Annotated in this window: 8 protein-coding genes; 2 read left to right on the top strand and 6 right to left on the bottom strand. The window is 72.0% G+C overall.

Annotated elements, in window-relative coordinates; all coding sequences use genetic code 11:
- The 3 genes from ACFY3D_RS10295 to ACFY3D_RS10285 all read right to left on the bottom strand — a co-directional run bounded on the left by ACFY3D_RS10295 (position 1) and on the right by ACFY3D_RS10285 (position 5,130).
- A complete protein-coding gene (locus ACFY3D_RS10295; RefSeq protein WP_389977333.1) occupies positions 1–3,255 on the bottom strand; it encodes a DEAD/DEAH box helicase in 3,255 nt (1,084 codons plus the stop codon).
- An 85-nt stretch (positions 3,256–3,340) separates the two neighbouring features.
- A complete protein-coding gene (locus ACFY3D_RS10290) occupies positions 3,341–4,147 on the bottom strand; it encodes an ABC transporter permease (protein ID WP_389977330.1) in 807 nt (268 codons plus the stop codon).
- Positions 4,144–5,130, bottom strand: coding sequence for an ATP-binding cassette domain-containing protein (locus tag ACFY3D_RS10285; protein WP_389977327.1), 987 nt, complete (start codon positions 5,128–5,130; stop codon positions 4,144–4,146). The genes ACFY3D_RS10290 and ACFY3D_RS10285 overlap by 4 nt, the downstream gene beginning before the upstream one ends.
- 178 nt (positions 5,131–5,308) lie before the next feature.
- On the opposite strand from ACFY3D_RS10285, the gene ACFY3D_RS10280 reads away from it, so the two are divergent.
- Complete coding sequence (locus ACFY3D_RS10280; RefSeq protein WP_350946633.1) at positions 5,309–5,908, top strand: PH domain-containing protein; 600 nt, start codon at positions 5,309–5,311, stop codon at positions 5,906–5,908.
- A gap of 365 nt (positions 5,909–6,273) precedes the next feature.
- Positions 6,274–7,962 carry a PH domain-containing protein gene (locus ACFY3D_RS10275; RefSeq protein WP_389977323.1) on the top strand — a complete coding sequence of 563 codons (1,689 nt, stop codon included), beginning with the start codon at positions 6,274–6,276 and terminating at the stop codon, positions 7,960–7,962.
- Positions 7,963–8,213: 251 nt separating this feature from the next.
- On the opposite strand, the gene sepH is transcribed toward ACFY3D_RS10275, so the two are convergent.
- From sepH to ACFY3D_RS10260, 3 genes are all read right to left on the bottom strand, one after another.
- Positions 8,214–10,097 (bottom strand): septation protein SepH, encoded by a 1,884-nt coding sequence (gene sepH / locus ACFY3D_RS10270; protein ID WP_389977321.1) that lies wholly within the window; start codon positions 10,095–10,097, stop codon positions 8,214–8,216.
- Between the two features lie 593 nt (positions 10,098–10,690).
- Positions 10,691–12,004 carry a D-arabinono-1,4-lactone oxidase gene (locus ACFY3D_RS10265; RefSeq protein WP_389977318.1) on the bottom strand — a complete coding sequence of 438 codons (1,314 nt, stop codon included), beginning with the start codon at positions 12,002–12,004 and terminating at the stop codon, positions 10,691–10,693.
- Positions 12,005–12,136: 132 nt separating this feature from the next.
- On the bottom strand, positions 12,137–13,333 hold the full coding sequence (locus ACFY3D_RS10260; RefSeq protein WP_389977315.1) for an MFS transporter: 1,197 nt from the start codon (positions 13,331–13,333) through the stop codon (positions 12,137–12,139).
- Between the last annotated feature and the right edge of the window lie 41 nt (positions 13,334–13,374).

Raw genomic sequence — 13,374 nt, 5'->3', positions numbered from 1 at the left:
TCAGCTCACCGCCCCGGGACCGAGCAGGAACAACTCGCGCAGCTGGTCGGTGGACAGGTCGGTGATCCAGTCCTCGCCGGTGCCGACCACGCTCTGGGCGAGGGCCTTCTTGCGTTCGATCATCTCGTCGATCCGTTCTTCCAGGGTACCGAGGCAGATGAACTTTCTGACCTGGACGTTTCTGGTCTGGCCGATCCGGAAGGCCCGGTCGGTGGCCTGGTCTTCGACGGCGGGGTTCCACCAGCGGTCGACGTGGACGACGTGGGTGGCGGCGGTGAGGTTCAGGCCGGTGCCGGCGGCCTTGAGCGAGAGCAGGAACAGCATCGGCTCGTCGTCGTTCTGGAAGCGCTCGACGAGCGCCTCGCGCCTGTTCTTGGGCAGTGCGCCGTGCAGCCACAGCACCGGCCGGTCCAGGTGGGCGGCGAGATAGGGCTGCAGCATGGCGCCGAACGCGGCGTACTGGGTGAAGACCAGGGCCTTGTCGCCCTCCTGGACGATCTCCTCGGCGAGCTCCTCCAGCCGGGCGAGCTTGCCCGACCGGCCCGCCAGCCGTGAGCCGTCCTTGAGCAGCTGGGCGGGATGGTTGCAGACCTGTTTGAGCTTCGTCATGGTCGCGAGCACGTTGCCCCGCCGCTCGATGCCCCTGGAGGCGTCGATCCTGTCCAGCATCTCGCCGGTCACCGCCCTGTACAGCTCGGCCTGCTCGGGGGTGAGCGTGCACCAGACCTTCATCTCCTGCTTGTCCGGCAGGTCGGAGATGATCGACCGGTCGGTCTTGAGACGCCGCAGCACGAACGGGCCTGTGGCCCGCTTCAGCGCCGCGGTGGCGTCGGGGTCACGCCGCGTCTCGATCGGCTCCTGGTAACGGGTCCTGAAGCGCCTGGCCGGGCCGAGCAGGCCCGGGTTGCAGAATTCCATGATCGACCAGAGCTCCGCCAGATGGTTCTCCACCGGCGTGCCGGTCAGCGCGAGCCGGGTGCGGGCCGGGATGGAGCGCACCGCCCTGGACTGCCGCGCCGAGCTGTTCTTGATCGCCTGCGCCTCGTCGCAGACCACCCGCTCCCAGCCCAGGCCCGCGAGCGCCCCCAGGTCCCGCAGCGCGGTGCCGTACGTGGTGACGACCAAATCGGCCTCCCGCACGGCGGCGGCGAGCTCCTCGTCGCGCCTGCGCGCGCCGCCGTGGTGGACGTGGACACGCAGCGAGGGGGCGAATCTGGACGCCTCCTTCTGCCAGTTGCCGAGCAGCGACATCGGGCAGATCAGCAGCGTCGGGGCGGGCGTACCGCTCTCGCGCTCGGAGAGCAGGAGCGAGAGGGTGGAGACGGTCTTGCCGAGCCCCATGTCGTCGGCGAGGATTCCCCCCAGGCCGAGTCCGGAGAGAAAGCTCAGCCAGGACAGGCCGCGCTCCTGGTAGGGGCGGAGAGACCCGCGCAGCGCCCGTGGCGTGGGCACCGGGGTGAGGCGGCGGTCGGCCTCGCCGGAGAGAAGATCGCCCAGAAGGCCGTCGGCGTCGACCGCGATCAGCGGCAGCCTCTCGTCGCCGCCCTCCACGACCTCGCGGATCACCTCGCCGACGGTCCTCTCGCCGCCGCCGTGCTCCCCGATCACCTTCAGAGCCGCCTTGACCTGCTGGTCGTCCAGCTCCACCCAGCGGTCCTCGACCCGCACCAGGGGGATGCGGAGCCCGGCCAGCTCGGCCAGCTCCTCCGCGCCGATCGTATGGTCGCCGACGGCGACGTCCAGCCGGACGCTCACCCGCCCGCCGAGCCCGGCCCCCTCGCCCTCGCCGCCGGTGAGCGCGCGGGTGGTCAGCTTCAGGCCCAGCCCCTGGCGCCCTGCCCAGGAGGGCAGCCGTACGCCGTATCCCGCGGCCCTGAGCATGGGCGCGCCGTTGCGGAGGAACGAGAACGCCCACGCCGTCTCGACCGTGAGGGTGACCGGCTCGGGTGCGCGCAGCGCGATGTGGAGGTCGGGATGGAGACGCACGGCCCGGCCGAGATCGGCGCGGATCAGCTCCTCGGGCCGCTCGGGCAGCCACGGCGCCCGCTCGCCGGCGCGGATCCGCTCGACCGGCAGGTAGGCGTCCGGGTCGTCCGCCGGTGCGAGGCCGAACTCGACCCTCCAGGAGTCGCCGTCGCCGGCGGGCTCGATCAGCCGGAAACAGACCCTGACCGGCCCGTCCAGCTCGTGTGCCGCGTCGAACCAGCCGGTCAGGGCCTTGCCGAGCGCCGCCACCTCGTCCGGCCTCGCACCGGGGAGTGAGGCGTCCTCGGCGGTCAGCGCGTACAGCCAGCGATCGGCCAGGGCGGTCTTGGGGCCGGGACGGTTGCCGAGGATGAGCCGGCCGGGCAGCGACAGCCGCGCCGCGCCGTCGACCAGGCCGTCCAGTGCCTCGGCCAGCACCTCCCTCGGAGGTCTCTCGTGGGCCACGGCCCTGCACACCGGTGGCATCGCGTCGGCGAGGCCGGGCAGTGCGGCCAGGTCGGCGCCGGTCAGCACCGGGCGCCAGCGGGCCGCGTGGACGTCCCCCTCGAAGGCGAGCTGAGGCAGAATCCGGCCGCGCCTGACCAGGCCGCGAGCGTGCTCGGCGACCACGGCGAGGTAGCGCAGGGAGAGGGCGGGCTCCCACACGGGCTCCCACGCGGGGTCCTCCGCGCCGCGTCCGCTCCCGGAGACGAGATCGGAAGGGGTGGGGCCCGGATCCGGCAGCGAGCCGAGCAGACGGAGCGCGTCGGCCGGATGGAAGAGCAGGGCGGGCACCCGCCAGGCGGAGATCCTGGGCCTCCGCGCCCGGCTCGCGAGGCCGGACTCGGGAGAGGGCAGAGGGCCCGAGGCCGAACCGGGAAGCAGGACGACGAGCTCCCCTTCGACGGCCGTGGTGTTGGTCAGGACCGTGACGGTCCCGGTGCCCGTGACGCCTGGGAGGTGTGCGGCGGCGGGGACGCCCGCGACGGCGGGGATGCCCGAGATGCCCGGGACGGCCCCCTGAGGCGCCGCCCCGCCCCCGCGGGCCCCGTCGGCACCTCGGGGAAGGGGGGCGTCCGGAACCTTGCTCAGAGTGGCATTTAGCGCCTCTCCGTAATGATCACTTGGAATCCCGCCGATTCCGCTCAGGGCCGCGGCCAGCGCGGCCGTGGACGCCGCGAAGGGATGCGGGCGAAGAGCGGCGCGGGAAACGGACGTCGAGGTCTGGGCGGTGTCCTCGGCCCAGACACCGACGAGCCCGTTCACCCACGCGCCATGGACCACGAGCACCTGACCACACCCCTGGTTCTGCTGATTCCGGTTCGTCACCATGTGGCGGACGCGAACACCCCCGCGAGCCCGGCCTGCCGACAGATTAGACGTGGCTGCGGAACGCGCGGATCGCCAGAGGCGCGAAGACCAGGGCGAAACCCGCGGCCCAGAGCAGCGAGAAGAGGGTGGCCTGGCCGATGTCGCCACCGATGAGAAGACCGCGGATGGCGTCCGCCAGGTGCGTGACGGGATTGATGTCCGACCAGGTCTTCAGCCAGGACGGGAAGGTGGCGGAGGGCACCAGCGCGCTGCTGGTGAAGGTGAGCGGCATCATCGTGGAGAAGGCGATCATCTGCACCTTCTCGGGACTGGAGGCCTTCAGGCCGATCAGCACCGACATCCAGGACATGGCCAGGGCGACCACGACCAGCAGGGCGAGGGCACCCAGCAGGCCGAAGACGCTGGTGGTCACCCGGAAACCCAGCACCATGCCGAAACCGATCAGCAGGGCGAACGCCCACATCTGCTTGACGGTGTCGGCGATGATGCGCCCCGACAGCGGCGCGGTGCGGGCGATGGGCAGGCTGCGCAGCCGGTCGAAGACACCCTTGGTGATGTCGGTGTTGAGGCCGATGGCGGTGGACAGCGTGTAGAACAGGGCGTTCTGCACGAGCAGGCCCGGCAGGGCGAACTGCAGGTAGTCGCCGGTGGACCCGGAGATGGCGCCGCCGAAGACGTAGGTGAACAGCAGCAGGAACATGATGGGTTGGATGCTCAGGTCCAGCAGCTCCCACGGGTTGTGCTTGATCTGGACCAGACTGCGCCAGGCGAGTGTCATGGTCTGCTGCAGCGTGGCCAGGGGAGTGACGCGTTTGGCGGCCACCTGCGGGATGGTCGTCAGCGTGGTCATGCGAAGGCCTCTTCCTTGCGCGGGGTGTCCTCGCCGCCGGGGGCACCGTCTTCGTCCGGCAGGTGGCCGGTGAGGGACAGGAACACCTCGTCCAGGCTGGACTTGCGCAGCGAGAGCTCCGAGGCGGTGACGCCCTGGTCGTCGAGGAGACGCACGATCGCGGGGACGACGGCGGGGTCGTGAACGGAGGCGGTGGCCTTGCCCCCGCCGAGGTCGGGTGTCTCACCGAGCACGTCGGCCATGATCGTGCCGACGAGCTGGAGATGCTCGGTGAGCATGGGGCGCACCTCCAGGACCTGGGCGCCGGTGGTCGCCTTGAGCTCGTCGGAGGTGCCGGAGGCGATGACCTTGCCGTGGTCGAAGACGACGATGTCGTCGGCGAGCTGGTCGGCCTCCTCCAAATACTGGGTGGTGAGCAACACGGTGACGCCGTCGGCCATCAGGCCGCGCACCACGCTCCACAGATCGGTGCGACTGCGCGGGTCGAGCCCGGTGGTGGGCTCGTCGAGGAAGAGCACCTGAGGACGGCCGACCAGGCTGGCGGCGAGGTCAAGACGGCGGCGCATGCCGCCGGAGTAGGTCTTGGTGGCACGTCCTCCCGCGTCCGACAGGTCGAAGCGCTTCAACAACTCGCCGGCGCGCGCCCGGGACTCGGCACGCGTCAGGCCCAGCAGGCGGCCGATCATCATCAGGTTCTCGACGCCGGTGAGCATCTCGTCGACGGCGGCGTACTGCCCCGTCAGGCCGATCAGCGAGCGCACCTGGTGGGCCTGGCGCGTCACGTCGTAGCCTCCGACGCTGGCGGTGCCCGCGTCGGGACGCAGCAACGTCGCCAGGACGCGCACCGCGGTGGTCTTGCCGGCCCCGTTGGGGCCCAGGACGCCCAGCAGGCGCCCCTGCGGCACGACGAGATCCACCCCGTCGAGCGCGCGGGTCTTCCCGTAATGCTTCACCAGGCCCTCGGCCTGGATCGCGTAGGTCATCGTTCACGCCTTTCCGTAGTCACGGGTCTCCAGCATGCCCTGCGCCACCGACACTTCTTCGACCTCCGGCCGGGGCGAAGGGGGTGAATCGCCCCGCCTTCGGCACGGTGTCCGCGGGAGCCCCCTTCCGTGACACGACCGGAACGCCCTTCGGGACAGGAGCGTTTAGGCTGACAGCGTGAGCGACCGAGTCGATGAGCACAGCGCGGCCCTCGGGGGAAGCGAGAGGGCCGAGGCGGGCGATCCGCCGGGTGGGCGCCGCATGGGTGTTCCCCTGCGCGCCCCCGCCAACCCGGTCTCCCGCAAGGCCATCGTCCTGTGGCTGCTGGACGGGCTGTTCTGGTCCGTGCTTCTGGTCGTGGGCTCCTTCACCCTGGCCGGGTGGATCGCCGACGACCGGTGGCCCTGGCTACCCGGCTGGGTGCTCGAGAACATCGGGTGGCTGCCGTGGCTGATGGTGTTGCTGCTGATCCCCGGCACGCTCGTCGAGCCGTTCTGGCGGTACGCCGTGCACCGCTGGGAGCTCAGCGGGGACGTCGTCTACGCCCGTTCCGGGTGGCTCAGCAGGGAGTGGGTGTTCGTCCCCGTCAGCAGGATCCAGACGGTCGACAAGGCACAGGGCTGGTTCGAGCGCATGCTGGGGCTGGCCACGGTCGAGATCCGCACCGCCTCGCACGCGGGCTCGTCCACGATCAAGGGTCTTGAGTACGGGGTCGCCGCCGAGCTGGCCGAGGGCCTCGCCCGGCGCGCCGAGGAGCTCAGGGACGACGCGACGTGACCGACTCCTTCCCCGATTCCCCCGATCGTCCACCGGCAGGGCGTGCGCCCGGCGAGCGCCCACCGGCCGGATCCGGTCCGCGGACCGGGCCGGACGGTCCAGAGGCGGGCGCGTGGGTCGCGCCCGACGGAGGCGGGCCGGACGCGCCGCATTCGCCGCCCGTCCGAGCCGGTGCGGGACCGGAGCATCCACATGTGCCCGACGGTGACATGGGCGGTGGCATGGACGGTGGCGCGGCAGGCGTCCCACCTGGCCGAGACGGTGCCGGGCCGGGGGGCCCACACCTCCAGGGTGGTGCCGGGCCCGGTGTCCCGCACGGCCGGGCCGGCGGCGGCCCGGGTTTCCCGCGTGGGCCGGGCGGTGACATGGCCGGACCGGGAGCAGGACCGGGAGTCCCGCCGACGGAGAGACCTCTGAGGCTCAGCCCGAAGGTCCTGCTGACCGATCCGATCCGGATGCTGCCCTCGCTGCTCCTGCCGCTCGCCGGTCTGCTGTTCCTCGGCGGCTTCTCCCCGGGATCCTTCGGGTGGGCCGGGACGGCGGTCGTCGGCTCCGTCGTGTTCGCGGCCGCGCGCTGGCTCACCTTCACCTACCAGATCGTCGGTGACCGGCTGGAGCTCACCCGGTCACTGATCAGCAGGTCGGTGCGGACGATCCCTCTGGAGCGGATCCGCGGTGTCGACGTCAGTGCCCCGCCGCTGCACCGCCTGCTAGGCATCGCCGTTCTCAGGATCGACACCGGCGCGAGCGGCGACGAGAAGCAGGAGGGCGAGCTCGACGGGGTCACCGTCGAGGAGGGGGAGCGGCTCAAGGCCGTGCTGCTCTGGCACGCCCGTGCCCGGACGGCGAGACGCGTTCAGGCGCGTGGAGCGGCGTCGGTGCCCGGTGACGCCACCGGCGCCGACGAGCTCGCGGCAGGTGCGCCCGATCCGTCCGGTACGCCCGCCGGGGTGCGGGAGGGGGCGGCCGGATCCTCCGCCCGCCACGAGGTGGGCGACACGACCCCCGAGCGGGTGTTCTTCGTGATGCCGAGGAAGTGGCTCGTGTACGGCCCTCTCTCCGGCGCCTACCTGCTCACCCCCTTCGCGCTGGTGGCCGGTGCCGTGGGCGCGGCGTTCCAGTGGGGCAGCGAGCTCAGAGTCGACAGGCGGGTCGTGCTGGACTTCGGGGAGTGGCTCTGGGGGCATCCGCTCCTGCTCGTCGCGGCCCTGATCCTGCTGTTCCTGGCGATGCCGGTGATCGCCGCGATCATGTACGCGGTGTTCAACTGGAACTTCACCCTCCGCGCCGCCGAGGGATACCTGATCGCCGGTCGCGGTCTGGTCACGCACAGGAACGTCTCTCTGGAGCGGCGCAGGGTGCGGGGGTTCGAGTTCGTCGAGGGGCCTGCCGAGCGCTGGGCGGGGCTGGGCCGCGCGTGGGCGATCGTGACCGGTCTCGGCGACTCGGAGACCAGGGGCCAGCTGATGCCCGTCGCCCCGAGGGACACCGTGCTCGAGGTGGTGGGCGAGGCGATCGGCCCGATCGCCTCGGGGCTGCGGCCACACCCGCCGGCGGCGCGCAGGCGCAGGCTGTTCAGGGCGATCTTCCCGTGGCTGGTGATCGCCGCGTGTGCGGTGACGGCCGCCTGGACGTGGTCCGGGTTCTGGTGGGCGCTCGCGGTGCCGGCCCTGCTTCTCGCGCTGCTGGGCGTCCCGCTCGGTCTCGATCGCTACCGCTCCCTCGGGCACACGTACGACGGGAGCCGTCTGTCGGTCCGGTCGGGGTCGCTGCGGCGTTCCCAGGCGGTGGTGGAGCAGCGGGCCGTGGTCGGCTGGACCCTGAGGCAGACCTGGTTCCAGCGTCGCGCCGGTCTGCTGACCGTGATCGCGGGCGTGGGGGCGGGCACCGGTGGCTACCCGGCCGTCGACGTCGGCGAGACGGAGGGACCGGCCTTCGCCGCCGAGGTCACCCCCGCCTGGCTCGCCCCGTTCCTCGTCCCGCACCCGCCCGCGACTCCGGGGACCTCCGGCAGCCCGGAGCCCTCCCCGTCCGGCGGGCGGCTCTCGCCCTGAGGGGGCCTTTCCGAGGCCTTCTCGTTCTTGCGGCAGGCCGGGGTCTCGCGGCGCCGAAACCCGGAAGGCCCGCCTCTCGGGGACCCCTCACCCCTCGTGTCCACGATCGTCGCCGAGGTCGTGGGGGCGGCCGCACGCATCCGGCCTCCCAGGTCGTCGCCGAGGTGGACGGCCCCTCGGGTCCAGGGCCTGCGACGACGAGGCGGGGGTGACCGGGAACCCCGGTCACCCCCGCCTCGGCGCGGTGCGGTTCAGTCCTGGCGGCGGGCGCCGAACATGATCTCGTCCCAGGTGGGCACGGACGCGCGCCGCCCCCTGGACTTCTTGGCGGGCCGGGCCGGAGCCGGTGCGGGCTTCGGCGGCTCCGCGGGCTTCTCCGCGGCGGGCTTGTCGGCCTTGGTCTCCTGCATCGCCCCCGTGTCCCCCTGTGTCTCCTGCTTGCCAGGCGCGGTCTTGGCCCGCTTGTCCACGCTGACGCGCGCCGCGGGTACGGCTATCGAACCCTCCTGGGCCGTTCCGGTCTCGGGAACGGGTTCGGAGGCGGGGGTCTCCTTCTCCGCTTCCGAGGGGACCTGCTCGGTGGCCCTGCCGGTCGCGGGGGAACGCTGGTCGGCGGGGTCGGACAGGGCGGCGGCCGGAGCGGTCACGGCCGGTTCCGGCGCGGCGGAGGGCGAGGGGTTCGCGCTCTCGGTGCTCTTGGGGGCCTCCGGAGCCTTCGCGACCTCCTCGGGCTCTTCGGCCTTCGTGGCCTCCGGAGCCTTCGCCGCCTCGGGAGGCGGCGTGACCTGCGACTCCTTCGTCGTCTCGGGAGCACGCTCGGTCTCGGCGGCCCTCATCGCGGCGGGCTCGGCCGTACCGTCCTGCCCCGGGATCGCCTCCTCGGGCCCCTGGGGAAGGAGGTCTCCCCGCGCGGCGGCGGATCCGCGTGCGGCGGTCGCCTGCTCCGGCGTGGTCGCCGTGGACGGCTCGGACGCCGTCACGGAGGGCTGCGAGGTGACGGCGGGTGCCGAGGGCTCCGGCTCCGGAGCGGACAGCGGCTCGTACGAAGCCGGCGCGACCGGCTCGTACGGAGCCGGGTACGCGGCGGGAGGTTCGGGCAGCACGGGCTCGGGAGGCTTGACCCGCGTGACGGGACCGGAGTCCTGGGCCGCGGGCTCCGGCGCTCTTTCCTGCTGGTATCCGGCGGGGTCGGGGGCGCGTAGCGGCGGCACCGTCACCCTTGGAGCCTCGTATCCCGCGGGGAGCGGGGGCATGGGCGGCTGCTGGTAGGCGGCCGGGGACGCCGGAGACGCCGGAGACGCAGAGGGCAGGGCAGGGGCCGCGGGCGAGGGGGATGCCTGAGGCGCCTGAGGTGTCGGGGACGCCGAAGACGCCGGAGACGCTGCGGGGTCGGCCTGCGCGTAGGCGGGCCGGGGCTGGGCCGGGGTCTCGTGCCGCAGAACCGAGGGGAAGGCCACCGGAGGCTGGTTCAGCGGCTCCGGCGCCAGCGACGGCACCGGAGCGAGCTTGGCCACGCGCGGGACGAACGGTGTGACCGTGGTGTCCTCGAACGGCTCGACGTCCTCGCCGCTGGACAGCCGCAGCGCCTCGTCGTCGTGGGGCGTTATGTGACGCCGGCGCGGGTCGAAGAGCCACTCGGCGTTGCGCGTGTGACCGTTCCACACGAATCCGAGCTTGATGCGCCACATGTTGTCGTCCCGCTTGGCCGAATCCCACTCGATCTCGTCGGCGGGAACGCCTCGGCGGGTCAGCCGCTCGGCGACCAGGTCGCCGAGGGTGGGACCTGGAGCGGAGTCGCCCGGCAGGCGTACGGCGCAGCGCTGCGCCTGCTGTGCCATGTACTCACGTTCCTGGAGCACGGGGCCCTCGAACCACCGCACGCGCTCGACCGGGATGCCCGCCGTGTTGGCGATCTCCTCCGCGGTCTCGCCGGCACGGATCCGGGCCTGGATCTCCTTGGGGCGCAACGGACTCTCCACTTCGATCTCGTACTGGCCGAGACGGGAGAAGTTGCCGCGGACGGCAGCACGGAGCCGGTCGTCGACGGGCAGCGTGAACCGGGTACCCCGGCCGGCTGTCGCCAGCACGAGATAGGTCCCGTCCTCACTCACCGCGACGAGTCGGAGCTCCTGCATGCGAGTCCCTTCGTCGTCGTGCTCAATCTTCCCCCGGACCCTTGAGTCTCTCGCGTGTGCCGGTTGCCTGCCAGCACCGTACCCGGCATGTCCGAACATCGCCTTCCTGGATGGGGCTCGCAGCGATGTGACGCCGGTCACATTTGCTCCATTCATCTATTACAGGGCGCCGGTCTGGAGCAGCGACTTCCGGGTCCTCAGGGGATTCTCACGGATAACTCCGGGAACCGCTGCGGACTTCCACCAAGAACCGGGAGATGGCGGTGAGGCCGGTCCGCCGGTTCGGGTGGGATATGCCGCGATCGCGGTGTTGTGCGGGAGCCGGTCGTCGCGCTCCGTGACGACGGGACGCGGCGGCGGCTGACATGGACGGCGGGAGAAGGTCATCTCCGGCGGACTCCCTCGGGGTCGAGCGGCGCGGGCGTCTGCGAATCTGCCCCTCGTACGCCTCGGGGGAACGACGGGACACGCGGACGCGTCACTCTTCGAGCGAGCCTTTGCGACATCCTTTACCGAAAGCCGGAGAGAAGCGGCCGATTGGGGGGAACGGTGCCCGGCCGACGGCCGTACGGTCACCAGAGGTCCGGGGAAGGTCACCCCAGCACGGTGTCGAGATGGTCGTTGGAAAAGACGCGCCCCGGGTCGAGGGCGTCGCGTACCGCGAGGAAGTCACCGAATCGGGGATAGACCCCGGCCAGGTAGGACGCGTCACGGGTGTGCAGCTTGCCCCAGTGCGGGCGGCCGCCGAGCCCGATCATGATCTCCTCGACGCCCTCGAAGTAGGCGGGGTTCGGCGTCGGCCGGTAGACGTGGCAGGCGATATAGGCCGAGTCCCTGCCGTAGGCGGTGGACAGCCAGGCGTCCGAGGCCGGGGTGACCCGCACCTCGACGGGAAAGCTGATCTTCCAGTCTCGCCGTTCCAGCAGGTCGCGAACCTCGTGGAGGGCCTGGCCGAGGTGCTCGCGCGCGACGGCGTACTCCATCTCCAGAAAGCGCACCTCCCGCACGCTCGTGAAGATCTTGTGTGAGGCGTCGACGCAGGACGAGGCCGAGAGCGTCGCGGCCGAGAGCGCGTTGAGCCGGGGGATGGCGCGCGGGTAGCGTCCGCCGACGCCGCACACCGCGCCGAACAGGGTGTTCTCCATGAGGTGGTTGTCGAGCCAGTACTTCAGCGCGCTCGGCGGCCTGGCCGGTCCGGGGCTGCGGTTGTTGCGCTTGGTCAGGCAGGTGTCGGTGTGCGGCAGCCAGAAGAAGTCGAGATGCTCGTTGCCGGTGACGAGCGTGTCCAGGGAGTCGAGGATCGAGGTCAGCGCCATCGGCTCCCGCACGCTGCGCAGCAGGAAGGCCGGCTCGACCCGGAAGGTCACCGCGGTCACCACGCCGAGCGCGCCCAGGCCCACCCTGGCGGCATCGAACAGGTCCCGCTCGGCCACCCCCCGGATCTTCCCCTCGCCGTCGCCGCGAACCGTGACGGTCTCGCCGTCGGCGAGCACCATCTCCAGCGCCAGCACCTGGTCGGCGAGCCCGCCGACGTCCCTGCCGGTGCCGTGGGTGCCGGTCTGGATCGCCCCGGCCACGGTCTGGGCGTCGATGTCGCCCATGTTGGCCAGGGCGAGACCCATCCGGTGCAACTCCCGGTTGAGTGCGCCGATCGTCGTCCCGGCCTCGGCCGTCACCCAGCCGTCCCCGGTCTCGCGGATCCCGGTCAGCGCGCCGGGCCGCAGCAGGAGGCCGTCGGTGAGCGCCACCGCGGTGAACGAGTGGCCACTGCCGGTCATGCGCACCCGGCGGCCCGCCGCGGCCGCCTCCCGCACGGCCCGCGAGACCTCCTCGGCGGAGGAGGGCACCCGGACCTCAGCGGGGGTGGCGGCCTGGTTGCGGGCCCAGTTGCGGAAGGTCTCGCCCATGTTCACTCCTGCCCGGCGGGCGGCACCCCGCCTGCCGGGGGCGCCGACGCCCCGTTCGCGGGGGAGTCCCCCCACGCTCAGGTGGGCCGCCGGTTCGTGTTCGCGTGCTTCTCCAGCGAATATGAACGATACTCACGATTGCTGCTGTGCGACAGGGGTTCGCAGCCAGGCGGAGCCGCCGACGCCGACCGCGACGGCGAGCAGGGCGCAGGCGAAGGAGAACCCGTAGGCGTTGGAGGCTCCGAACGCGTCGGTGAGCCTGCCCCCCGCCCAGGCGCCGATCGCCACGCCGAACCCGACCGACGTCGAGATCCACGCCATGCCCTCGGTGAGCAGGGCGGCCGGGACCAGCTGCTCGGTCAGGCTGTAGCCGGTGATGACGGTCGGGGAGATGGCCAGACCGGCCAGGAACAGCGCGCCCGCCATGACCCTGATGTCGCCGATGAGCATGACCGGGGTGATACCGGCCGCGAACGCCGCGAGCGAGCGGACGAACCTGCTGCTCAGCGGGATGCTCCACTGCCGCGCGCCGTACCAGAGGCCGGAGACGAGGCTCCCGCCGGCGAACGAGGCGAGCAGCAGTCCGGCCGCGGCCCGGGAACCCCGCTCCTCGGCGAACGCGACCGTGATCAGGTCGACCGAGCCGAACACCGCACCCATCGCCAGGAAGGCGCACGACATCAGGGCCACGCCGGGAATGGTGATCGGGGTGCCGGAGCGCGCCTCCCTGCGGCGAACGGGCGGCTCCGTGCCGCGCTGCAGGGCGAAGGCGATGGTGCCCACGACCGTGCAGGTCAGAGCCACGACCAGGCCCGCGTACGGGTTGATCATGGTGGCCAGGGCGGTGACCAGCGCCGGGCCCGCGACGAAGATGATCTCGTCGGCGACCGACTCGAAGGAGAACGCCGTGTGCAGCCTCCCCGACCCGGCCAGCAGGTGCGACCAGCGGGCGCGCACGAGCGAGCCGAGTGACAGCGCGGTCGCGCCGACCATGACACCGGTGGCGAAGAGCGTCCAGAGGGGAGCACCGTACTCGGCGCAGAGCATCATCGCGGTCAGCGTGGCGCCGTGCGCCAGCGTGAACGGGATGACTATCCTGGCCTGGCCGAACCTGTCCACCAGGCGTCCCGACAGCGGGGCCGCGACGGCGAAGGAGACGCTGACGGTGGCCGCGACCGCGCCCGCCGTCGCGTAGGAGCCGGTGAGTTCTTTGATGAGCAGCACGATGCCGATGCCGAGCATCGACATGGGCATCCGCCCGAAGAACCCGGCGACGACGAACCCCTTGGCGCCGGGCATGCTGAACAACCCTCTGTACGGCCCGACCACCGATAATCCCCTTGCTGATCTTCACGCGTGGAACATGCCGA

Origin of the sequence: Streptosporangium sp. NPDC000509 (assembly GCF_042898365.1) — a bacterium.
Lineage (GTDB): Bacteria > Actinomycetota > Actinomycetes > Streptosporangiales > Streptosporangiaceae > Streptosporangium.
This window is presented reverse-complemented; position numbering and strand designations above follow the sequence as displayed.

What these genes read in the sequence shown, in the direction of transcription:
- ACFY3D_RS10290 (WP_389977330.1), bottom strand. Translation starts at nt 4,147, where the DNA reads ATGACCACGCTGACGACCATCCCGCAGGTGGCCGCCAAACGCGTCACT.
- ACFY3D_RS10285 (WP_389977327.1), bottom strand. Translation starts at nt 5,130, where the DNA reads ATGACCTACGCGATCCAGGCCGAGGGCCTGGTGAAGCATTACGGGAAG.
- ACFY3D_RS10275 (WP_389977323.1), top strand. Translation starts at nt 6,274, where the DNA reads ATGGCCGGACCGGGAGCAGGACCGGGAGTCCCGCCGACGGAGAGACCT.
- sepH (WP_389977321.1), bottom strand. Translation starts at nt 10,097, where the DNA reads ATGCAGGAGCTCCGACTCGTCGCGGTGAGTGAGGACGGGACCTATCTC.
- ACFY3D_RS10265 (WP_389977318.1), bottom strand. Translation starts at nt 12,004, where the DNA reads ATGGGCGAGACCTTCCGCAACTGGGCCCGCAACCAGGCCGCCACCCCC.